We start from the raw sequence: 21,601 nt of genomic DNA, 5'->3' as shown, positions 1-21,601 counted from the left end.
TTGTGCTAGACCGATGCCCAAACGGGCGGAATGCCCGGCAAGATCGGTGAGGATTGGCAAGCATGATCGGCGGCAGGTCGGGAATCAGAGTCATCGGGGCGTTCATTCTGATGGCGGTTCTGGCCGCTTGCGGCAGCGGACCTGTGGACAGGTCGCAGAACCTCGACGGGTTCACGCCGGACCAGATCTACGAACGCGGAGAATTCGAACTGACCCGCGGACGCACCGGCGACGCGGCCTGGTATTTTTCCGAGATCGAGCGGATGTATCCCTATTCCTCCTGGGCCAAGCGGGCCCTGATCATGCAGGCCTTCTCGAATCACAAGGGGCAGGATTATCCCGAAAGCCGGGCCGCCGCGCAGCGCTACATCGATTTCTATCCCACCGACGAGGACGCCGCCTATGCCCAGTACCTGCTGGCACTGAGCTATTACGACCAGATCGACGAGGTCGGCCGCGACCAGGGCCTGACGTTCCAGGCGCTGCAGGCGCTGCGCACCGTGATCGAGGTTTATCCCGACAGCGAATACGCGACGCCCGCGATGCTGAAATTCGACCTCGCCTTCGACCACCTCGCGGCGAAGGAGATGGAGGTCGGCCGCTATTACCTGCGCAAGAAGCATTTTTCCTCGGCGGTCAACCGGTTCCGCGTTGTGGTTGAGGATTTCCAGACCACCACCCATACCGCCGAGGCGCTGCATCGTCTGGTCGAGGCCTATCTGTCGCTGGGTCTCACCGACGAGGCACAGACCGCCGGCGCGATCCTGGGCTACAACTACCAGGGCTCGGAGTGGTACGAGGACAGCTACAAGCTGCTGACCGAACGCGGTCTGAAGATGCGCAGCATCGGCAACAACTGGCTCAGCCAGATCTACCGCCAGTCGGTCAAGGGGCAATGGCTCTGAGCCCGATGCGGTCCATCCGGAAATGGGGCAGGGGCGATGCTGCGCTCGCTTGACATCCGAGACATGCTGATCATCGACCGGCTGGAGCTTGCGTTCCAGCCGGGGCTGAACGTGCTGACCGGCGAAACTGGCGCGGGCAAGTCGATCCTGCTCGATTCGCTGGGCTTCGTGCTGGGCTGGCGCGGCCGCGCCGCGCTGGTGCGCCAGGGCGCCGATCAGGGCGAAGTGACGGCGGTGTTCGAACTGGCCCCCGGCCATGCCGCCCGCGCGGTGCTGGATGAGGCCGGTCTGCCGGTGGCGGACGAGTTGATCCTGCGCCGGATCAACACGGTGGATGGCCGCAAGACCGCCTGGGTCAACGACCGGCGCTGCTCCGGCGAGGTGCTGCGCGCGCTGTCCGACACGCTGGTGGAACTGCACGGCCAGCAGGATGATCGCGGTTTGCTGAACCCGCGCGGCCACCGCGCCATGCTGGACGCCTTCGCCGGTCTCGACGTGGCCGGCGTGCGCGCCGCCTGGCGTGCGCTCCAGGCGGTGAGAAAGGCGGTGGAGGAAACCCGGGCGGCGCTGGAGGCGGTGCGCGCGGAAGAGGATTTCCTACGCCATTCGGTCGAGGAACTGGACCAGCTTGCACCGCAGCCGGGCGAGGACGCCGATCTCGACGCCGCCCGCCGCCGGATGCAGGGCGCCGAGCGGATCCGCGACGACGTGGCCCGCGCCTTTGCGCTGCTGGGCGGTAACGGGGCCGAGGGCACGATGGCCGAGGCGCTGCGCTGGCTCGAAGGGGTGACGCAAGAGGCGGGCGAGGCGCTGGAGGCGCCGATCGCCGCGCTTGGCCGGGCGATGATCGAACTGGGCGAGGCGCAGGACGGGGTGGAGCGCTGCCTGTCGGCGCTGGAGTTCAGCCCGGCCGATCTGGAACAGGCCGAGGAGCGGCTCTTTGAGATCCGCGCGCAGGCGCGCAAGCACGGGGTGCAACCGGATGATCTGGCGGGATTTGCCGACACGTTGCGCGCGCGGCTGGCGGCGCTGGATGCCGGCGAGAGCGACCTGGAGGACAAGCGCGCCGCGCTTGAGGCGGCGCAGGCGGCCTATGACGCCGCCGCCGGGGCACTTGGTGCGGCCCGCAGAGAGGCCGCGCAAAGGCTCGACGCGGCGGTGATGGCGGAACTGGCGCCGCTGAAGATGGAGCGCGCGGTGTTCGAAACCCACCTGTCGCCCGCCGAACCGGGGCCGGAGGGCACCGATGCGGTCGCCTTTACCGTGGCCACCAACCCCGGTGCGCCTGCGGGCCCGCTGAACAAGATCGCCTCCGGCGGCGAGCTCAGCCGCTTTCTGCTGGCGCTCAAGGTCTGCCTGCGCGGCAGCGACAGCGGCGTGACCATGATCTTCGACGAGATCGACCGCGGTGTCGGCGGCGCGACCGCCGATGCGGTCGGCCGCAGGCTGGCTGCGCTGGCCTCGGGCGGGCAGGTCCTGGTGGTCACCCATTCGCCGCAGGTGGCCGCCCGCGGCGCGCATCACTGGCGGGTCGAGAAACGGGTCGCCGAGGGGGTGACGCTCTCCACCGTGACCCCGCTGCCCCGTGCCGCGCGCATCGACGAGATCGCGCGCATGGTGGCTGGCGATACCATCACCGACGAGGCGCGGGCGGCGGCCCGGGCGCTGCTCGAGGCCTGAGGCCGCGGGGTCGCCCGCCGTCGCCTCAAAGATCGGATCATTTCCACAGCGCAACCTGTCGGCCCGGCACGCGAATCCGGGTTTTTCCACAGCAGCCGCCCCGGTGCCGTCTGCAGATGCCTTTTCGCCGCGCGCGCATTGTCCTAAACAGGGGGGGACGCCAGCGAAGGCACATGATGGTCCAACCCCGCCGCCCGATCCTCGTCCAGCAGTTCGACCAGGCCGTGACCGCCTGCCGCGACGGCTGGCATGTGCTGCGTCATCGCGGCCCCAGCCAGATCCAGTTCTGGTTCATCGCCCTGGCCATCGGCGTCGCCGCCGGATTTGCCGCCCTGGGGTTCCGCAAGGGGATCGAGCTGCTGCAGGCCTGGCTTTATGGCACCGAGGACGTGCAGCGCCTGCACACCTATGCCGAACACCTGCCGTGGTACTGGATCCTGCTGATTCCGGTTGCCGGGGGGTTGATCGTGGGGCTCATCTTGCACCGTTTCACCCCTGACGGGCGGGTGCGCGCGGTCGCCGATGTGATCGAAGGGGCCGCGACCAGTGACGGGCGGGTCGAAACCCGGGCCGGGCTGGCCTCGATGGCGGCCTCGCTGATCACCCTCAGCTCCGGCGGCTCCTCGGGGCGCGAGGGGCCGGTGGTGCATCTGGCGGGCGTGATCTCGACCTGGATCTGCACCCGCATCGACGCCGACGGCATCACCGGGCGCGATCTGCTGGGCTGCGCCGTGGCCGCCGCCGTCTCGGCCAGTTTCAACGCGCCCATCGCCGGGGCGCTCTTTGCGCTCGAGGTGGTGCTGCGCCATTTCGCGGTGCACGCCTTTGCCCCGATCGTCATCGCCTCGATCGCGGGCACGGTAATCAATCGGCTGGAATATGGTAATGTCACCGAGTTTGTCCTGGCCTCACCTGGCGCGCTGCAATTCTATGTCGAGCTGCCCGCCTTCCTGATCCTGGGCCTGATCTGCGGGGGGGTCGCGGCGATGTTGATGCGCGGCATCTTCTTTGCCGAGGACATCGGCTGCCACCTTCAGGCCCGCATCGGCCTGCCGCGCTGGCTGCGCCCGGCGGTGGCCGGGGGGCTGCTGGGGGCGCTGGCGATCTTCTTTCCGCATATCATCGGCGTCGGCTACGAGACCACCAGCCTGGCGCTTTCCGGGGTCTTCACCCTGCGCGACGCGGTGGTCTTCGCGGTGATCAAGGCAGTTGCGGTCTCGATCACCTTTGGCGGGCGCATGGGTGGAGGGGTATTCTCGCCGTCACTGATGGTCGGCGCGCTGACCGGGCTGGCCTTCGGGCTGGTCGCCACCGGGTTGCTGCCCGAGGTTTCGGGCACCCACACGCTCTATGCGCTCGCCGGCATGGGGGCGGTGGCGGCGGCGGTTCTGGGGGCGCCGATCTCGACCACCATGATCGTGTTCGAACTGACCGGCGACTGGCAGACCGGGATCGCGGTGATGGCCTCGGTCAGCCTCTCGACCGCGCTGGCCTCCCGGCTGGTCGACCGTTCCTTCTTTCTGACCCAGCTGGAGCGGCGCGGCATCCACCTGGCTGCCGGGCCCCAGGCCTACCTCCTGGCGATGCTGCGCGCCGGCGCGGTGATGCGCCCGGCCTCCGACCCCCGCTGCGCCGACGAGGGGCCATGCCGCGAGATGGTCGAGCAGGGGCTCTGCATCGAGGCCAGCGCCACGCTGGAGGCGGCGATGCCGATCTTCGACCGCGCCGAGGTGGACTTCCTGCCGGTGATCCTGCGCAGCGCGGGCGAGACGCCGCCCGAGATTCTCGGTGCGCTGTACCAGGTCGATGCGCTCAAGGCGTACAACCGCGCCCTGGCGACGACGGCGGCGGAAGAGCATTCCTGAAAATTCAGAAACAATGGACACCCCTGTCAGGGACCGTTTCCACGGACCCGGCAATGTCGCCATGCGATCCGGCGGTTTCCCGCGCCCCGGGCGAATTTCCTAGCTGACCCCGGCGAATCCGTTAATAATCGTTAATGATTTGTTACCAAGAAGTTAGCATTCGGTTAACGAGAGCGACGTCCCGATGACGCAACTCAGGAGAGATTTCATGACCAATCCCGTTTTTTCCCCGCTCCCCCAGTCCGTTACCTTTACCTTCGGGGAAGAGGCCGCAGCCAAGTTCACCGGTACGGACGGTGACGACGAGATGATCGGAACCGGCGCCGATGACCAGATGAACGGTGGCGACGGAGACGACGAGATCCGCAGTTTCGGCGGCAACGACAGCCTGCGCGGCGGCAATGGCGACGACGTGCTGCGCAGCGCCGGCGGCGACGACGAGCTGCGCGGGCACCTGGGCGACGACACCCTGCTTGCCGGGCCCGGCGACGACATCCTCTGGGGCGGCTACGGGCAGGACCGGCTGGTCGGCCATGGCGGCAACGACCGGCTCTATGGCGAGTTCTTCGCCGACCAGCTGTTTGGCAACGACGGCGACGATTTCCTGTCCGGCGGTGACGCCAACGATATTCTCGACGGCGGTCCGGGCAACGATCGCCTGTTCGGCAATGCCGACAACGACACGCTGTCGGGCCGCGACGGCGATGACGAGTTGAACGGCAATACTGGCAACGACACGCTCTCCGGGGACGACGGAAACGACACCCTGAGCGGTGGGCAGGGCGACGACACCCTGCGCGGCGGCGTGGGCAATGACACCCTGCGCGGTGACAACGGGGCCGATATTCTCAGCGACCGCTACGGCGTCGACAAGCTGTTCGGCGGCAAGGGGCGCGACGACCTGAACGCGGTGGATACAGTCCTCGGTGCCTCGGACGTACTGCGCGGCAACCGCGGCAACGATGCGCTGAGCGGCGACGACGGCGACAGGCTGATCGGCGGCGCTGGCAGCGATGACTTCTTCGTCTACGTGAAAACCGGCGGCGCAGTGTTGGAGATCGCCGATTTCAACCTCGACCGCGACGAGACCCTGAGCCTCTTCGATACCGCCGGCAAGGGCTTCACCGCGACAGACCTGGCCGATGACGTGACCCTGGCCGACAGCGCGGACGGCGCCGTGGTGTCCTACGACGGCACGGCGGTGGCGCTGATCACCGGCGTCACCGTGGTGGAGCTGGACGCCGCCAGCGACTGGCTCCTGCCCAGCGCCTGACCCCGCGCGGCGACATTTCCGCGACATTGATGACAGACAGAAACAATCCCGTCCAATGGTCGGGATTGTTTCTATTTGGACACGTGTCTCGGCGCACTCATCCTGGCATTGAGGGGAATTTTTTGAAAATCACCCTAAAGATGTGCAAAACGGGCCTGCTTGGCGTCGGCCGGCTCAACCGTCACATCCGGCAAAAGGACCCTGCCCATGCCGCTGTTGTCCCGCCGCGCGCCGATCATTGATCTTGACTTGTTTCCCGTCCCCGCCGCGGGCCCCTACGTGGGGATCGGAACCGATGCGGACGACCTGCTTAACGGCACCGGCGGCGAGGATGAGCTGAGTGGCCGGGACGGCGACGACGAGCTGCGCGGCTACGGCGGGGACGACAGCCTGCGTGGCTGGGCTGGCGACGATTTCCTGAACGGCGCCGGCGGGAACGACACGCTGCGCGGTCACCTGGGCGCCGATATCCTGTCCTCCGGTCCCGGCGACGATTACGCCGAGGGCGGCTATGGCAACGACACGATCTGGGGCCATGACGGCGCCGACCGGCTGTTTGGCGACGACGGCGCCGATGTCCTCACCGGCGACCTGGGCGACGACCTTCTCAAGGGCGGCATCGGCGCCGACAGTCTGGCGGGCGACGACGGCACCGATCGCCTACTCGGTGGAAAGGGGGCCGATGCCCTCGATGGCGGCCAGGGCGACGACCGCCTGCGTGGGCAGGCCGGCGACGGCGATCTGCGCGGGGGTGATGGCAACGACAGCCTCTGGGGCGGAGCCGGGAACGATTACATCCATGGCATGCGCGGCGATGACGTGATCCGGGGCGGCGCCGGCCGCGATGAGCTGGTCGGCGGCGAGGGGATCAACCTGCTGCGCGGCGACGGCGGCAAGGACAGTCTGTCCGGCAACAGCGAGGATCGGTTGCTGGGCGGCCACGGCGCGGACCTGCTGATCGGCGGCGGAATCCTCAGGGGCGGCAGCGGCGGCGACGAGCTATACGACCGGTGGGGCAACGATACCGTCTTGCGCGGTGGCGGCGGCGACGATTTCCTTTTCTCAGGGGTCGTCGTGTCCTCCGCCGCGCCCTCCGACCGCCTGTTCGGCGGCACCGGCGACGACAGTTTCCTGGCCGACAATCACGACGAGCTGACCGGCGGTTCCGGCGCCGACGCATTCGTGCTGGGGATGCAGCCCGGCAAGGGCATCGCCGAGATCCTCGATTTCAACCCGGGCGAGGGCGATACGCTGTCGCTGTTTTCGAACCTTACCCCCGGCAACCCGGTGGAGGAGGGATCCGCCCACCTCGGGGATCGCGACCAGTTGGAGCATATCTTCTGGCGGACCGAGGATCTCTCCGACGCGCTGACGCTGAGGGCCGATGGCGCCGGTACCGGAACGATCCTCGCCACCGGTGGCGAAGATCTGGTCCAACTCCACGACATCACCGTCGTCGCGCTCGAGGCCGCCACCGGCTGGCTGCTGCCCTATTCCTGAGCGCCTGACGCCGCCCCGGCAAACGATGACGCCCCGGCGATGGCCGGGGCGTTGAAACCTTGCGCGGCGCTGCCTGACGGCTCAGATCTGCTCCACCTTCACGTTCTCGCCGGTGTAAAAGGCCAGGTGATCCTTGATCTCGGCCACCGCCTCCAGCGGATCCTCGTAGGTCCAGGCGACGTTCTCCGCCACCGAGGATTTGTTGACGATGGAATAGTAATGCGCGTCGCCCTTGTGCGGGCAATGGGTCACTTTCTCGGTGCGGTCGAGAAAGGCCATTGCGATATCCGCCCGCGGGAAATAGATCACCGGGGCCAGGTCGCCCTCGCTCAGCTCCAGCGCGTTGCTCGTCTCGCCCAGCACCGCCCCGCCGGAGCGCACCGTCCAGAGCCCCGGTGCCCTGCGAATCCTGATATGCTCAGCCATCTGTCGTCCTTCCCCTGTGTTCCCGTTCGTCTCTTTGATTGGCCGCGCTTTGTAACATGCCGGTGTCACTCCCGCCACGCCTTGCACGCGAAGGGTCCGTTACGTCCTCTCTCGCAAGCGTCAAAAAGGGGCGGTGGCCTCCTCCAGCCAGGCCCGCGCCGCCGGGCTTACCCTCGGGCCGATCTTTTTGGCGACCTGCGCATGATAGGCGTTCAGCCAGGCCCGTTCCTCCCCTGTCAGCATCTCCGCGACAATCAGCCGCCGGTCGATCGGCGCAAAGGTCAGCGTGCGCCAGCACAGCATCTCGCGTTCGGGATCGCCGCCGGGCAGGGGGGCGGCCTGCTGCACCACGATCAGGTTCTCGATGCGGATGCCAAAGGCGCCCTCGCGGTAATAGCCCGGCTCGTTCGACAGGATCATCCCCGGCTCCAGCGGCACGTCGCTGATCCGGCTCAGCCGCTGCGGCCCCTCGTGCACGCTCAGATAGGCGCCGACGCCATGGCCGAGCCCGTGGTTGAAATCCTGATGCGCCAGCCACAGCGGCATCCGCCCGATGGCCTCGATATGCTGCCCGGCGAGCCCCCTGGGCCAGCGCAGCCGCGACATCGCGATCATGCCCTGCAACACGCGGGTAAAGGCGGCGCGCTCCTCGGCGCCCACCGTGCCGATTCCGATGGTGCGGGTGATGTCGGTTGTCCCGTCAAGGTACTGCCCGCCGCTGTCCAGCACCAGAAGATGCCCCTCCTCCAACCGGCTGTCGCTCTCCTCGGTCACGCGGTAATGCATCACCGCGCCGTTCGGCCCGGTGCCCGCGATGGTCTCGAAAGAGATGTCCTGCAGCGCATTGTCGCGGCGGCGGCAGTCCTCCAGCCGGGTCACCACGTCGATCTCGCTCAGGCTGCCGGGGGCCTGCGCGTCGAGCCAGCACAAAAGCTCCGCCATCGCCGCCCCGTCGCGCAGATGTGCCTCGGCCGCGCCCTCGATTTCGGCCGCGTTCTTGCGCGCCTTGGGCAGGGCGCAGGGCTCGGCCCCAAAGGCTGCCTTGTCGCCCAGCACATCGGCCGGCCGCTGCGGCGCGGTCGATTTGTCGAGCCGCACCGGCCCCTCCAGCGCCGCCAGCCGGTCGAGGAAATCCGCCGGCTCCGCCACCGTCACGCCCTCGCCCAGGTGATCGCCCAGATCCTTCAGCTTCCCGGCCGCCATGAACAGATCCACCCGCCCATCGTCGTGCAGGATGGCAAAGCCGTGCGCCACCGGGTTGCGCGGGATGTCGGCGCCGCGGATGTTCAGCAACCACATGATCGAATCCGGCAGGGTGATCGCGGCGGCCCGGTGACCTGCCGCGCGCAACCCCTCGGCCAGACGCGCGCATTTCGAGGCGGAAGATTCGCCCGAAAATTCAAGCGGATGCGGTTTCACCGGCTGCATCGGCGCCGGCGGCTGATCCGCCCAGATCCGGTCCACCAGGTTCTCGCAGCGAACCAGCTCTATGCCCGATCCCTCCAGCGCCTCGCTTGTCCGGGTGATCTCCGCCACCGTGTGCAGCCAGGGGTCAAAGCCCACGCGCCCGCCCTGCGGCAGCTGCTCGCGCAGCCAGTCGGAAAGCTGCACCTCAGGCCAGGGCACCGGGGTGAACTCCTGCGCCACCTGCCGTTTCACCTGGGTCCGGTAGCGCCCGTCGATGAAGACACCGGCCACGTCCCGCAGCGCGGCGCAGAACCCGGCGGATCCGGTGAACCCGGTCAGCCAGGCCAGCCGCGCGTCGTGCTCGGCGACATATTCGCCCTGGTGCGCATCGGCGCGGGGGACAAGGAACCCGTCCAGCCCCTCGGTCTCCAGCTCTGCCCGCAAGAGCGCCAGCCGCGGCGGCCCCTGGTCCGGGCGCGCGGTCACGTCGAATGTCTGGAACATGGGGCCTCCTGCCGGTTTCATCCTGCCTGCGGCGCGGATCATGGCCGCAGCCGGCCCGACTGGCAAGGGCAGGGCAGGGATGCGTGACGTCCTGCCGGACGCGGCGCATCCGTTTGCCTTCTTCTCGTTGCGAAATACTCCCGCCGGAGGCAGGCCAGCCTCAGCTGGCCTTCTTGATCCCCATGATCCGCGCCCGCGCGCGCGGATCGCTGTCGAACAACGCGGCGAGTTGTTCTGTCATTGCGCCGGCCAGCTGATCCACATCGGTGATCGTCACCGCCCGGTCGTAATAGCGCGTCACGTCATGGCCGATGCCGATCGCGAGCAGTTCCACCATCTTGCGCTTCTCGACCATGGCGATCACGTCGCGCAGGTGCTTTTCAAGGTAATTGGCCGGGTTCACGCTGAGCGTGGAATCATCCACCGGCGCGCCGTCCGAGATCACCATCAGGATCTTGCGCTGCTCGCGCCGCCCGACCATGCGCCGATGCGCCCATTCCAGCGCCTCGCCGTCGATGTTCTCTTTCAGCAGCCCCTCTTTCATCATCAGCCCGAGGTTGTCGCGCACCCGGCGCCAGGGCGCATCCGCGCTCTTGTAGATGATGTGGCGCAGGTCGTTCAGCCGCCCCGGCTGTTGCGGCCGGCCATCGTTCAGCCAGGCCTCGCGCGCCTGCCCGCCCTTCCAGGCGCGGGTGGTGAAGCCGAGGATCTCGACCTTGACCTGGCAGCGCTCCAGCGTGCGTGCGAGCACGTCGGCGCAGATCGCCGCGATCGAGATCGGCCGCCCGCGCATCGAGCCGGAATTGTCCAGCAGCAGCGTCACCACCGTGTCGCGGAACTCGGTGTCCTTCTCGCGCTTGAAACTCAGCGGGGTGGTCGGGTTGGCCACCACGCGGGCCAGCCGTCCGGCATCCAGCGTGCCTTCCTCCAGGTCGAACTCCCAGCTGCGGTTCTGCTGCGCCTGAAGCCGCCGCTGCAGCTTGTTGGCCAGCCGTCCGACCGCGCCCTTCAGCGGGTCCAGCTGCTGGTCGAGATAGGCGCGCAACCGCTCCAGCTCGACCGGTTCGGCCAGATCCTCGGCGGCGATCTCCTCGTCATGGGTGGCCAGGTAGACCCGGTAATCGGGGTCGGCCTCGGACGGCGGCGGCGGCGCGGGCGGCTCCAGCGGGGCCTCGCCCTCGGGCATCTCGGCCTCGTCGCCCATCTCCTCCTCGGCGCTGTCGTCCATGCTGACCTGGGCCTGGGCCTGATCGTCCTGGTCGTCCTGGCTCTGCTCGGGGTCGGCGTCGGCGGCCTGTTCGTCGTCGTCCTCCTGTCCGGCGCTGTCGGGATCGGCCTGTTCCTCGGCGTCTTCCTCGGCCTCGTCCTGCTGGTCCTGATCCTGCTGGTCGGGATCCTCGCCCAGCTGGTCGCCATAGCCCAGGTCGCTGATGATCTTGCGGGCAAAACGGGCGAATTCCGACTGGTCCGAAAGCTTGTCCTGCAGATCCTCCAGCGTGCCGCCGGCCTGCTGTTCGATGAAGCCGCGCCACAACTCCATCACGTTCTGCGCGCCGGCGGGCATCGGCCGCCCCGTCGCCAGGTGCCGGATCAGGTAGCCGGCGGCGGCAGGCAGCGGCGCCTCCGAGGCCTCGGTCATGCTGTCATAGCCGCGCCGCAGCGCCTCATTGCCGATCTTGGCGTCGATATTGCCGGCGGTGCCGGGCATGTCGCGCGCGCCCATCGCCTCGCACCGGGCGGTCTCCATCGCCTCATAGAGATCGCGCGCCATGTCGCCGGGCGGGGAATAGCGGCTGTGCACCGCCTCGTCATGGTACTTGCGGTGCAGCGCCAGCGCATCCGCCGTGCCGCGCGCCAGCAGCACCTCGGCGCGGGTCATCCGGCGGCTGACCTGCGGCAGCCGCATCGAGTCGCCCGACAGCCCCGAGGGATCGACCGTGTAGCTCACGGTCAGTTCGGGGTCGTCGGCCATCACCTTGGTGGCCTCGGCCAGCGCCTTCTTGAACGGATCGGCGGGGTTGTCGGAGGGTTTGCTCATGCGGGGTCTTGTCCGGTCGCTTGCATATCCGCGCAACCTAGAGCCATTCGCCAGCCTTGACCATAGGGGGGCGGCGGATTCCGGCCCGCAGGCCGGGCGATACCCTGTCCCGGCGGGCTTCGATCCGCGACCGTACCACCCGGATTCCGGCGTCAGCCGGTCGCGAGCGCGATCAGGTGATCCACATGCACTTGCAGCCCATCGACCACCGGGAATCCCGGTTCATACCCGTAAAACGCAAGGCCGAGATCGGTCCCCGCCAGAACCACTGCCTGCGCGCCGCGGTCCATCATCTCCTGCCCGGCGGCAAAGAACAGCGCGCGCTGGTCCTCGGTGCAGAGGCCCGACAGGGCGCTTTGCACATAGGCCTCGTGCACCGCCTCGGGGTCGGCGGGGGCCAATGTGCGGGTGGTCGGCATCTGCCCGTAAAGTCCGCTGGTGGTCACCTGCCGGGTGCCCATCAACCCGACACAGCCCAACCCCTGCGCGGCGCAATAGCCATCGACCGGGGTCACCGCGCTGATCAGCGGCAGCGGGCTGATCGCCTGCGTTTCGGCATAGCAGAAATGCCCGCCAAGCGAGGTGATCGAGCCCACATCGGCCCCGGCGCCCTTCAACTGCTCAAGGTGGTTCGCATAGACCCGCGCCTGCGCGGCGCGGTCGTCTGCACCGGCATTGGCGGCCAGCGTGGTCACATCCGCGTGCGCGATGGTCAGCTCCAGCGGTTTTCCCAGCCCGCGGAACCCCGCCACCAGCCGCTGATAATACTCCACCGTCGCCGCCGGGCCGATGCCCCCGATCAGGCCGATATGCATGGGAAAGCTCCTTCTCGTGCCGCGCCAGCCTAGGGGCAACCCACGCCAAACCGCAAGCGCAGGGCCGCACAGAAAAAGGGCGCCGACCGTCCCCGGCCCGCGCCCATCTTGTCCGTGTCCCTCGACCGGGCGTTACACCAGAGCGGTGCTCGCCGCGCTTTCCGGCAGTTCCTCGTCAAAGCAGCGCTGGTAGAATTCCGCCACCGTCTGGCGCTCCAACTCGTCGCATTTGTTGAGGAAGGTCAGCCGGAAGGCATAGCCGACATCGCGGAAGATCTCGGCATTCCAGGCCCAGTTGATCACCGTCCGCGGGCTCATCACCGTGGAAAGATCGCCGTTCATGAATGCGGTCCGCGTCAGGTCGGCCACCGTCACCATATGGCCGATGGTCTTGCGGCCCTTCTCGGAGTTGAAATGCGGCGCCTTGCCCAGCACGATCATGGTTTCGGCGTCATGGCTGAGATAGTTCAGCGTCGCCACCATCGACCAGCGGTCCATCTGCGCCTGGTTGATCTGCTGCACCCCGTGATAAAGGCCCGTGGTATCGCCCAGACCGACCGTGTTGGCGGTGGCGAACAGGCGGAAACAGGGATGCGGCGTGATGATCTCGTTCTGGTCCAGAAGGGTCAGCTTGCCGTCATGTTCCAGCACCCGCTGGATCACGAACATCACGTCGGCGCGGCCCGCGTCGTATTCGTCGAACACGATGGCCACCGGGTTGCGCAGCGCCCAGGGCAGAATGCCCTCGTGAAACTCGGTCACCTGCTTGCCGTCACGCAGCTTGATCGCATCCTTGCCGATCAGGTCGATCCGGCTGATGTGGCTGTCCAGGTTGACCCGCACGGCGGGCCAGTTCAGCCGGGCGGCGACCTGTTCGATATGGGTCGATTTGCCGGTCCCGTGATAGCCCTGGATCATCACCCGGCGATTGTGGGAGAACCCGGCCAGGATCGCCAGCGTGGTATCGGGATCGAACTTGTAGGTGGTGTCGATCTCGGGCACGCGGTCGCCACGTTCGGCAAAGCCCTTTACCGTCATGTCCGTGTCGATGCCGAACACATCGCGGACCGAGATGCTCTCGGTGGGTTTCGTGCCATAATCCATCGTGCCGTCCGCCATCTGCCAGTCCTTGATCCCTCATCGTGTTCGCACTCTGGTGCATCATATCGCGGGCAGAGGCAAGGGGAAGGCTTGCGGCGGCGAAACCCCGCGTCCCCCCGCCGCGCGCGCCGGGGGGATGCGCGGGGGCGGTGCTCACGCCGGTTTGATGCGCGGGGCGGGGCGGAATGGCCTATGTTTGGCCTAACGCGCCGCCATCCCGCAGGCCGAAAGGAACCCGCCATGCACCGCCGAACCTTCCTGACCGTCACCGCCGCCGCCGCGGCCGGAGGCCTCGCCCTGCTGCGGGCCGATCGTGCCCCCGCCGCCGAAGAGGTCTTCGAGATCACCCGGACCGAGGCCGAATGGCGCGCCATGCTCACCGATCTGCAATATGCGGTGATGCGCGAGGAGGCCACCGAACGCGCCTTCACCTCGCCGCTCGACAAGACCTACGACCCCGGCCTCTACCACTGCCGGGGCTGCGACCTGCCGCTCTATTCCTCCGATCACAAGTTCGACAGCGGCACCGGCTGGCCCAGCTTCTATCAAGGCCTGCCCGACGCCATCGGCACCCGGCGCGACCGCAGGCTTCTGATGGTGCGCACCGAATGCCACTGCCGCCGCTGCGGCAGCCACCTGGGCCATGTCTTCAACGACGGCCCCGCGCCCACCGGCAAACGCCACTGCATCAACGGGGTGAGCCTGGTGTTCAAACCGGCCTGACGCCCGCGCTCCGCGCCGCCCTCAGTCCTTGAAGTTGCGGCTTTCCTTGATCTGGTCCCAGGCCCAGACCACCTCCTGCAGCTGCTCTTCCTGGCTGCGGTCGCCGCCGTTCATGTCCGGGTGCAGCACCTTGATCAGCTTCTTGTAGGCGCGCCGCACCTCGGTCTTGGTCCAGCCGTCCTTGGCCTCCAGGATCTCGATCGCACGGCGTTCGGTCGGCGGCAGGCGGCGGCTCTTGGCCTGTCCGCGTCCGGGGTTCTGGGTGGCGTTCTGGCCCAGCACCTGGTGCGGGTCCTCGATCCCCAGCCGGGCCCAGGCCCGCGCCTCCGGGTCGCCCATCGGGCGGGTGGCGCGCTCCCACACCTTGTCCTTGCTCTGCTGCGCGTTCAGCTCGGCCTCGGTGGTGCCCTCGAAGAAGTTCCACTTCTGGTTATACTCGCGCACATGCTGCTGGCAGAACCACAGGTAGTCGTCCAACACGTCCGGCGCCTTGGGCGCGCGGAACTTACCGGCCTCCTTGCACCCTTCGTGAGCGCAGACACGGGTTGAGGTTTCCGACGCCCCCGACATGCCGCGCCGCCCGCGGGGATTGCGCTTCTTGGCGGAAGATACGGACATATCGAAGCCAAACGGATCCGGTTTTGACATCGCGCTGCTCCTTTGCGACGGGGCGTTCTGGACTCGGACGCCAGAGTTTAATCTAAGTGGCGGGAGATAGAAGAGGGGGCGGCGGTTTTTTTGCCGGATGAGCGGAATATGGGTGTAAGTGACGAAATTGAAACCCGGTTGCGGGAGGCATTCGCGCCGACCGCGCTGGAGGTGATCGACGAAAGCGAGAGCCATCGCGGCCATGCCGGGTATCGCGATGGCGGCGAGAGCCACTTTCGCGTCGCGATCCGCGCGCCGGGCTTTGCCGGGCAAAGCCGGCTGCAACGGCACCGCGCGGTGCATGCGGCGCTGGGCGCCGATCTGGTCGGGCGCATCCACGCGCTGGCGCTCGACATCGACGGCTAGAACCCGGAACGGCTGGAATCCGGCGGCGCTTCAGCTTTCGCTGCTGCCGTCCCCGCCGCCGTCCTCGTTCCGCGCCTTCCTGGCCCGTGCGGTCAGCGCCGCACCAAGCCCGGTGCTGTCTTCGGTATCCTCTACCCCGTTGTCCTCTGCTCCGTTGTCGTCATCCGCCCGCACCGCCGGTGTTTCCTGCAGCGGCGGCTCGCCCGGATCGGCCGGCCAGGGCGCCGGTGCGCCGGGTTCGGGCGGCGCGGGCGCGGTGGGGTCGGGGGCGGCGACCAGCGGTGCGGCGGCCGGGTCCGGCGCCTCGATCAGCCGCGGTTGGAACGACTCTTCCACGCGGTCCACCGGGCGCCGGAACACCAGAACGTTGCGCCAATGGGTGGTCGATCCGGTCAGCCCGCTGCGCTCGTCGCTGGGCAGCAGCTCGGCGCGCAGGTACTCCCACCCGTCGGCGCCCATCTGGTTCAGAACGGTCTCGACCGACAGCGCAAAGCGCGCCTCGGGCGTCTTCACACCCTTGGCCTTGCGGCCCTTGGCGGGGGCCGGAACCACCTTGTATTCATAGCGGGGCATTGGGTTCCCTTCGATGATCGGCGTCAATCTAACAGCTTGCCGCGCGGGGAAAAGGGGGCTTTGCGCCGCGCCACGGCGTCAGGGCAACGGGGCGGGCACCGGGTGGCGGAAATGAAAACGCCCGGGCCGTTCACAACCGCCCGGGCGTCTGGTCGTCATCTTTTCGCGGTGCTCACTCCCAGCAGCCCACCAGCACGGTCATGCCCAGCGCCAGCTTGCTCAAATCGTCCGGCGGCAGCGGCGCGCCCGCCAGTGCCTCTTCCGCGATCATCACCCCGGCCTCGGCCAGCATGGCGCGGATCACCCCGGTATCGGCGGCAAAGCTCACGTCGTCGGGCAGGCGCTGGCCGTCGGCGGGCACAGGCAGCAGCAGGCCCAGAACCCCGCCGCCAATGTCCAGTACCGGCCCGCCGGCATCCCCCGGCAGCGGCGCAAGCGCCAGCCGTGTCAGCCCTTCCTCACCCTGCAACCCCTTGAGGTCGGCCACGGTGCCAAAGGTCAGCGTCGGCGCGCCCAGCACCCCGCCATAGGAATAGCCCGAAACCGCGACATCCGCTTGCAGCCGCGGCGCGCCCGGACGCAGCCGCGCCACCGCCATCGGCGCCAGCGGCACCTCGGGGCGCAGCACCGCCAGCCCGGCGCCCTCGTCCAGCGCCACCACCCGCGCCGGATAATCGTGGTCCAGCGTGATCCGTGTGCAGCCCTGCACCGCTTCGGCCGCGGTCAGCACGGTGCCGGCGGCGTCGATATAGAAGCCCGAGCGGGACATCTTCGGCTTGCGCACCGTCAGCCCCGAGATCAGATCGACGCTTTGCGGGGCATCGGCCCCGGCGGCGGGGTCGAGCACCCCTTCCAGCCGCTCGAAACTGGCCTTCATCTCGGTCAGAACCCGGTTGCGGCGATCCTCGTCGCCCGCCGGCCAGATCAGGGTAAAGCCCTTGATCTGCCCCGCCTTCAGCTCCGCCTGGGTGTAAGAGACGATGCCCCGGCCGCGCCCCTCGAGGGTAAAGCTGTCGCCGTCGCGCGACCGTGGCCCCTCCAAGGGGACGATCTCCAGCGTCTGCATGATGTCGTACAGACCATAGAGCGTGGCCCGGTCGCCTGGCTGGCTGATCAGCAGCACCCGCACCCCCAGGTCGCCGGTGGCGTCGTAATGGGCAAAGGGGGATTCGTATTTTGTGAAGCGCACCGCGCCCATCGGCATCTGCAGCGCGATCCCGGCGCGGTCGTCGGTATGGGCGCGCATGCCGACACTGATCAGCGGCGCGTTGTATTCATCCATCAACGCCTGCCGCTGGCGCGTCGTCAGAACCCCGGTGGGCTCATACCCGCGCGCGCTCTGCCAGTCCGACATCGCCGCCCGCGTGCCCCGGCCAAAGGCGCCGTCGATCGACGAGGCATAAAAGCCCGCCGCCTTCAGCGCCACCTGCAACGCGCGCCGCTCATCCGCGTTCAACAGCCGCTCGCCACGCCGCGCCTCCGCCGGGGTCTCGTCGGCGGGCTCCGGTTCGGGCCGCGGCTCGGCCTGCGCCAGTTGCGTCTGCGGCGCCTGGGTGGTCAGCGCATTGTCGCCGACCGGCCAGAACTGCTGGCCGAAATTCCCCGAATCCACGACATAACTGTCCTGCGGGATCTGCCCCTGAAGCCGGTAGACCCGCAGCACCCGTTCCGCGTCGGGGCGGGTATAGGGCCCCAGGGCGATGCCGTACCAGCCGCCGCCCAGGGCGAACCCGTTCACGTCCGCAAGACGGCCGGCGAACTGGCTGGCGCGCTGCTGCGCGGTGAGCAGGCTGGGATGGGCCTCGACCTGGACCCAGGCCGCCTCCTGCGCCAGCGCCGGGCGCAGCAGGGCAAAGGTGAGGAAAACAAACGCGGCAAACACTCGTTGCATTATCGCTCTCTTATTCTGGCAAACTCGAATATTTCTGGCACATAATCAGGAAACATGCCCGTTGGCCATGCCTTTAAACCCGCCGATTTCCCCCTGTTGCGCGTTGACCCCCGTTCGCCGGGGGCCTAGGAAAGGCGCGCCTCGCACGGTACAGGAAAGACCCACGCCATGATTGACAAACCCGCGCCCCCGCGTTCCTTCCAGGAGATCATCCTGCGCCTGCAAACCTACTGGGCGGGCAAGGGCTGCGCCGTGCTGCAACCCTATGACATGGAGGTGGGCGCGGGCACCTTTCACCCCGCCACCACGCTGCGCGCGCTGGGCTCGAAATCCTGGGCGGCGGCCTATGTGCAGCCCTCGCGCCGGCCCACCGACGGCCGCTATGGCGAGAACCCCAATCGGCTGCAGCATTATTACCAGTTCCAGGTGCTGATCAAACCCAGCCCGCCGGACCTTCAGGCGCTCTATCTCGGCAGCCTCGAGGCGATCGGCATTGACATGGACCTGCACGACATCCGCTTTGTCGAGGATGACTGGGAAAGCCCGACACTGGGCGCCTGGGGTCTTGGATGGGAGGTCTGGTGCGACGGTATGGAAGTGTCGCAGTTCACCTATTTCCAGCAGGTCGGCGGCCATGACTGCAAGCCGGTCTCGGGCGAGCTGACCTATGGGCTCGAACGGCTGGCGATGTATGTGCTGGGCATCGACCACGTGATGGACATGCCCTACAACGACCCGCAAGCGCCGATCGCGATGAAATACGGCGACGTGTTCCGCCAGACCGAACAGGAATACTCGCGCTTCAACTTCGACGTGGCCGAGACCGAGATGCTCCTGCGCCATTTCGAGGATGCCGAGGCCGAATGCGAGGCGATACTTTCGCATCCGCACGAGGATCCCAAGACCGGCAAGACGATCATCATGGCGCACCCGGCCTATGACCAGTGCATCAAGGCCAGCCACCTCTTTAATCTGCTCGATGCGCGCGGCGTGATCTCGGTCACCGAACGCCAGGCCTATATCGGCCGGGTCCGGGCGCTGGCCACGAAATGCGCCGATGCCTTCGTGCTGACCGAGGCAGGGGGCGCGGCGGCGTGAGGTCGCCCGGCGCGGAGATCCATTCATGAACGGCAAGATCATCGCCTCCCTGATCGTCCTCTGCGCGCTGATTGCGGGCGGGGCGATCTATTACCTGCAGGTCTACGGCTATTACTACCGCGTCACCCCGACGCCGGGGCAGGACGTGCAGCTTGTCGCCACCGCGACCGGGGCGTCCGAACCCATCGCCTATGCCGATTTCCAGGCCATCGACGCCGACAGTTCGCCGATCCGCTACCGGTCCTGCTTCACTACCGGTCTGTCCGCCGATGATCTCGCGGCCACCTACATCGAGCTTGACGGCGGAGAGCCGCGCGTCGCCCCCGGCTGGTTCGATTGCTTCGACGCCGAGGCCATCGGCAAGGGGATCGAGGCCGGAGAGATCCGCGTCTTTCTCGCCCGCAAGAACATCGCCTACGGTGTCGACCGCGTCACCGCCATCGCGCCCGACGGCCACGGCTGGGCCTGGGAAGAGCTGAACGATTGCGGCCACAAGGCCTATGACGGCACCCCGGTGGGCGAGGAATGCCCGCCCCGGCCCGAACCCGGCGGATGACCCGCCCTTGCCAATCGCGCCCCTCCGCCTGTATCCGCTGACCGACCGCCTCTCTCGAACCCCCGAGGATCCCCGATGCCCGACCTTCTGATCGAACTGTTTTCCGAGGAAATCCCGGCCCGTATGCAGGTCCGCGCCGGCGAGGATCTGAAAAAGCGGATGACCGACGGGCTGGTCGAGGCGGGCCTCACCTATCGCGGCGCCACCGCCTTCTCGACCCCGCGCCGGCTGGCGCTGGCCATCGAGGGGCTGCTCGCCGAATCGCCCGCCCTGCGCGAGGAGCGCAAGGGCCCCAAGGTCGGTGCCCCGGACAAGGCGGTCGAGGGGTTCCTGCGCGGCGCGGGGATTGACCGCGCGGCACTGGAAGAACGCGACACCCCCAAGGGCGCGGTCTATTTCGCCACCATCGAGAAACCCGGCCGCCCGGCCGCCGAAATTGTCGCCGAGGTGCTGGAGGCGACGATTCGCAATTTCCCCTGGCCCAAGGCGATGCGCTGGGGCGCGGGCAGCCTGCGCTGGGTGCGTCCGCTGCATTCGATCCTGTGCATTCTGACCGACGAGAGCGGCGCGCAGGTGGTGCCGATGGATGTGGACGGGATCAGGGCCGGCGGCAGCACAGAGGGTCACCGCTTCATGGCGCCGGGCCGGTTTTCTGTCACCTCCTTCGATGATTACGAGGCAAAGCTCAAGCGTGCGAACGTGGTGCTTTCGCCTGCTGAGCGCGCCGATCACATCTGGGCCGACGCCACCAATGGCGCCTTTGCCGCCGGGCTCGAGGTGGTCGAGGATGCCGCCCTCCTGTCCGAGGTGGCGGGGCTGGTGGAATGGCCCGTGGTCCTGATGGGCGAGATTGGCGCGGATTTCCTCGACCTGCCGCCCGAGGTGTTGCAGACCTCGATGCGCGAGCATCAGAAATTCTTCTCGGTGCGCGATCCGAAGTCGGGGCGCATCGTGAAATTCGTCACCGTCGCCAACCGCGAGACCGCCGATCACGGGCAGACCATCCTTGCCGGCAATCAAAAGGTGCTGGCGGCGCGGCTGTCGGACGCCAAGTTCTTCTGGGAAAACGATCTGCGCGTTGCGAAATCGGATCTTGGCAGCTGGACCGGCGCGCTGGAAAACGTGACCTTCCACAACCGCCTCGGCAGCCAGGGCGAACGCATCCGCCGGATCGCCGCGCTGGCCCGCGAACTGGCCTCTGCCGTGGGCGCCGACAAGGGCGCCGCGCAGCTGGCCGCCGATCTGGCCAAGGCCGACCTGTCCTCGGAAATGGTCTATGAATTCCCCGAACTTCAGGGGGTTATGGGCCGCTATTACATCGCCGCCGCCGGTCACGGCCCGGACATCGCCGCCGTTGCCGAAGAGCATTACTCGCCGCTGGGCCCCTCCGACGACGTGCCCACCGCGCCGCTCTCGGTCACCGTGGCGCTGGCCGACAAGCTCGACACGCTGACCGGCTTCTGGGCCATCGACGAGAAACCCACCGGCTCCAAGGACCCCTTCGCCCTGCGCCGCGCCGCGCTGGGCGTGATCCGGCTGGTGCTGGCCAATGACCTGCGGCTGCCGCTCGACCGCTACATCGACGCCCAGATCCTGCGCCACAAGATCCACCTCAACCGCGACGCGGACGAAAGCCAGCTTGCCGCGCTGCGCGACGTCAACGACGAGATCGCCGAGCACGGGGTCTTCGGCGCCGCCTTCCGCGCCGTGCTGGCCCGGCTCACGGGCGACCCCGAGGTCGACACCTCCGAGCAGTCGCTGCTGCGCAGCATCGGCGGCCTGGTGCCGGATCTCTCGACCGACCTGATGGCCTTCCTGCAGGACCGGCTCAAGGTCTACCTGCGCGACCAGGGCCTGCGCCACGACGTGATCGACGCCTGCATCGCCATGCCCGGCCACGACGATCTGAATCTGCTGGTCAAACGCGCCACCTCGCTCGGCGCGGTGCTGGGCACCGAGGACGGCGAGAACCTGATCCAGGGCTTCAAGCGCGCCCACAACATCCTGACCCAGGCCGAGGAAAAGGACGGGGTGGAATATTCCTTCGGCGCCGATCCCAAGTTCGCCGAGGCCGAGAGCGAACGCGCGCTCTTCGCCGCGCTCGACGCCGCTCAGGCCAGGATCACCCCGGCGCTGCAGGCCGAGGATTTCCCCGCGGCGATGGCGGCCATGGCCGCCCTGCGCGGGCCGATCGACGCCTTTTTTGAGGATGTACAGGTCAACACCGACAAC

Annotated in this window: 18 protein-coding genes; 10 read left to right on the top strand and 8 right to left on the bottom strand. The window is 67.8% G+C overall.

Features of this window, described 5'->3' with window-relative positions; all coding sequences use genetic code 11:
• The first annotated feature begins 62 nt into the window (after nt 1-62).
• From P1U75_RS02865 to P1U75_RS02845, 5 genes are all read left to right on the top strand, one after another.
• A complete protein-coding gene (locus P1U75_RS02865; RefSeq protein WP_300239570.1) occupies nt 63-905 on the top strand; it encodes an outer membrane protein assembly factor BamD in 843 nt (280 codons plus the stop codon).
• A 36-nt stretch (nt 906-941) separates the two neighbouring features.
• On the top strand, nt 942-2,585 hold the full coding sequence (gene recN, locus P1U75_RS02860) for a DNA repair protein RecN (protein ID WP_300239567.1): 1,644 nt from the start codon (nt 942-944) through the stop codon (nt 2,583-2,585).
• Nucleotides 2,586-2,761: 176 nt separating this feature from the next.
• Nucleotides 2,762-4,450, top strand: coding sequence for a chloride channel protein (locus tag P1U75_RS02855; RefSeq protein ID WP_300239629.1), 1,689 nt, complete (start codon nt 2,762-2,764; stop codon nt 4,448-4,450).
• Nucleotides 4,451-4,658: 208 nt separating this feature from the next.
• On the top strand, nt 4,659-5,723 hold the full coding sequence (locus P1U75_RS02850) for a calcium-binding protein (RefSeq protein WP_300239564.1): 1,065 nt from the start codon (nt 4,659-4,661) through the stop codon (nt 5,721-5,723).
• Between the two features lie 207 nt (nt 5,724-5,930).
• Nucleotides 5,931-7,223 carry a hypothetical protein gene (locus tag P1U75_RS02845; RefSeq protein WP_300239562.1) on the top strand — a complete coding sequence of 431 codons (1,293 nt, stop codon included), beginning with the start codon at nt 5,931-5,933 and terminating at the stop codon, nt 7,221-7,223.
• An 81-nt stretch (nt 7,224-7,304) separates the two neighbouring features.
• Here the strand turns inward: P1U75_RS02845 and P1U75_RS02840 are convergent, their stop codons facing one another.
• The 5 genes from P1U75_RS02840 to cobS all read right to left on the bottom strand — a co-directional run bounded on the left by P1U75_RS02840 (nt 7,305) and on the right by cobS (nt 13,532).
• Nucleotides 7,305-7,649 (bottom strand): DUF427 domain-containing protein, encoded by a 345-nt coding sequence (locus tag P1U75_RS02840; RefSeq protein ID WP_300239560.1) that lies wholly within the window; start codon nt 7,647-7,649, stop codon nt 7,305-7,307.
• A 120-nt stretch (nt 7,650-7,769) separates the two neighbouring features.
• Nucleotides 7,770-9,560, bottom strand: a complete 1,791-nt coding sequence (locus P1U75_RS02835; RefSeq protein WP_300239558.1) for an aminopeptidase P family protein — start codon at nt 9,558-9,560, stop codon at nt 7,770-7,772.
• A gap of 160 nt (nt 9,561-9,720) precedes the next feature.
• The gene (gene cobT, locus P1U75_RS02830; protein ID WP_300239556.1) at nt 9,721-11,598 is read right to left on the bottom strand and encodes a cobaltochelatase subunit CobT; all 1,878 of its coding nucleotides are present in this window, start codon (nt 11,596-11,598) and stop codon (nt 9,721-9,723) included.
• 152 nt (nt 11,599-11,750) lie between these two features.
• Nucleotides 11,751-12,413 (bottom strand): aspartate/glutamate racemase family protein, encoded by a 663-nt coding sequence (locus P1U75_RS02825; RefSeq protein WP_300239553.1) that lies wholly within the window; start codon nt 12,411-12,413, stop codon nt 11,751-11,753.
• A 132-nt stretch (nt 12,414-12,545) separates the two neighbouring features.
• Nucleotides 12,546-13,532 (bottom strand): cobaltochelatase subunit CobS, encoded by a 987-nt coding sequence (gene cobS, locus P1U75_RS02820; RefSeq protein ID WP_300239551.1) that lies wholly within the window; start codon nt 13,530-13,532, stop codon nt 12,546-12,548.
• Between the two features lie 222 nt (nt 13,533-13,754).
• Here cobS and msrB point away from each other — a divergent pair, with 222 nt between their 5' ends.
• A complete protein-coding gene (msrB, locus tag P1U75_RS02815; protein WP_300239548.1) occupies nt 13,755-14,237 on the top strand; it encodes a peptide-methionine (R)-S-oxide reductase MsrB in 483 nt (160 codons plus the stop codon).
• Between the two features lie 21 nt (nt 14,238-14,258).
• Here the strand turns inward: msrB and P1U75_RS02810 are convergent, their stop codons facing one another.
• Nucleotides 14,259-14,885, bottom strand: coding sequence for a DnaJ domain-containing protein (locus tag P1U75_RS02810; RefSeq protein WP_300239547.1), 627 nt, complete (start codon nt 14,883-14,885; stop codon nt 14,259-14,261).
• Between the two features lie 108 nt (nt 14,886-14,993).
• Between P1U75_RS02810 and P1U75_RS02805 the strand changes: the two genes are divergently transcribed.
• Nucleotides 14,994-15,251, top strand: coding sequence for a BolA family protein (locus tag P1U75_RS02805; RefSeq protein WP_300239544.1), 258 nt, complete (start codon nt 14,994-14,996; stop codon nt 15,249-15,251).
• Between the two features lie 30 nt (nt 15,252-15,281).
• Here the strand turns inward: P1U75_RS02805 and P1U75_RS02800 are convergent, their stop codons facing one another.
• Together P1U75_RS02800 and P1U75_RS02795 are read right to left on the bottom strand one after the other, a co-directional pair.
• A complete protein-coding gene (locus P1U75_RS02800) occupies nt 15,282-15,824 on the bottom strand; it encodes a DUF4177 domain-containing protein (protein ID WP_300239541.1) in 543 nt (180 codons plus the stop codon).
• Between the two features lie 172 nt (nt 15,825-15,996).
• Nucleotides 15,997-17,715: a serine protease gene (locus tag P1U75_RS02795; protein WP_300239539.1), complete on the bottom strand. Its 1,719-nt coding sequence runs from the start codon at nt 17,713-17,715 to the stop codon at nt 15,997-15,999.
• A gap of 168 nt (nt 17,716-17,883) precedes the next feature.
• Here P1U75_RS02795 and P1U75_RS02790 point away from each other — a divergent pair, with 168 nt between their 5' ends.
• The 3 genes from P1U75_RS02790 to glyS form a co-directional block, all read left to right on the top strand.
• A complete protein-coding gene (locus tag P1U75_RS02790; protein ID WP_300239536.1) occupies nt 17,884-18,813 on the top strand; it encodes a glycine--tRNA ligase subunit alpha in 930 nt (309 codons plus the stop codon).
• A 25-nt stretch (nt 18,814-18,838) separates the two neighbouring features.
• Complete coding sequence (locus tag P1U75_RS02785) at nt 18,839-19,369, top strand: DUF6446 family protein (RefSeq protein WP_300239533.1); 531 nt, start codon at nt 18,839-18,841, stop codon at nt 19,367-19,369.
• 75 nt (nt 19,370-19,444) lie between these two features.
• The coding region (gene glyS, locus P1U75_RS02780) for a glycine--tRNA ligase subunit beta (protein WP_300239531.1) at nt 19,445-21,601 on the top strand (2,157 nt) is incomplete at its 3' end.

It is taken from the genome of Antarcticimicrobium sp. (genome assembly GCF_029212575.1).
Lineage (GTDB): Bacteria > Pseudomonadota > Alphaproteobacteria > Rhodobacterales > Rhodobacteraceae > Antarcticimicrobium.
The sequence above is the reverse complement of the archived record's forward strand: the minus strand, read 5'-3'. Positions and strand labels throughout refer to the sequence as shown.

Bases quoted from the DNA above. Each gene is read 5' to 3' on its own strand.
- cobT (WP_300239556.1), bottom strand. From the start codon at position 11,598: ATGAGCAAACCCTCCGACAACCCCGCCGATCCGTTCAAGAAGGCGCTG.
- P1U75_RS02840 (WP_300239560.1), bottom strand. From the start codon at position 7,649: ATGGCTGAGCATATCAGGATTCGCAGGGCACCGGGGCTCTGGACGGTG.
- cobS (WP_300239551.1), bottom strand. From the start codon at position 13,532: ATGGCGGACGGCACGATGGATTATGGCACGAAACCCACCGAGAGCATC.
- P1U75_RS02825 (WP_300239553.1), bottom strand. From the start codon at position 12,413: ATGCATATCGGCCTGATCGGGGGCATCGGCCCGGCGGCGACGGTGGAG.
- P1U75_RS02855 (WP_300239629.1), top strand. From the start codon at position 2,762: ATGGTCCAACCCCGCCGCCCGATCCTCGTCCAGCAGTTCGACCAGGCC.
- P1U75_RS02865 (WP_300239570.1), top strand. From the start codon at position 63: ATGATCGGCGGCAGGTCGGGAATCAGAGTCATCGGGGCGTTCATTCTG.
- P1U75_RS02850 (WP_300239564.1), top strand. From the start codon at position 4,659: ATGACCAATCCCGTTTTTTCCCCGCTCCCCCAGTCCGTTACCTTTACC.
- msrB (WP_300239548.1), top strand. From the start codon at position 13,755: ATGCACCGCCGAACCTTCCTGACCGTCACCGCCGCCGCCGCGGCCGGA.
- P1U75_RS02790 (WP_300239536.1), top strand. From the start codon at position 17,884: ATGATTGACAAACCCGCGCCCCCGCGTTCCTTCCAGGAGATCATCCTG.
- recN (WP_300239567.1), top strand. From the start codon at position 942: ATGCTGCGCTCGCTTGACATCCGAGACATGCTGATCATCGACCGGCTG.
- P1U75_RS02810 (WP_300239547.1), bottom strand. From the start codon at position 14,885: ATGTCAAAACCGGATCCGTTTGGCTTCGATATGTCCGTATCTTCCGCC.
- P1U75_RS02785 (WP_300239533.1), top strand. From the start codon at position 18,839: ATGAACGGCAAGATCATCGCCTCCCTGATCGTCCTCTGCGCGCTGATT.
- P1U75_RS02805 (WP_300239544.1), top strand. From the start codon at position 14,994: ATGGGTGTAAGTGACGAAATTGAAACCCGGTTGCGGGAGGCATTCGCG.
- P1U75_RS02795 (WP_300239539.1), bottom strand. From the start codon at position 17,715: ATGCAACGAGTGTTTGCCGCGTTTGTTTTCCTCACCTTTGCCCTGCTG.
- P1U75_RS02835 (WP_300239558.1), bottom strand. From the start codon at position 9,560: ATGTTCCAGACATTCGACGTGACCGCGCGCCCGGACCAGGGGCCGCCG.
- P1U75_RS02800 (WP_300239541.1), bottom strand. From the start codon at position 15,824: ATGCCCCGCTATGAATACAAGGTGGTTCCGGCCCCCGCCAAGGGCCGC.
- P1U75_RS02845 (WP_300239562.1), top strand. From the start codon at position 5,931: ATGCCGCTGTTGTCCCGCCGCGCGCCGATCATTGATCTTGACTTGTTT.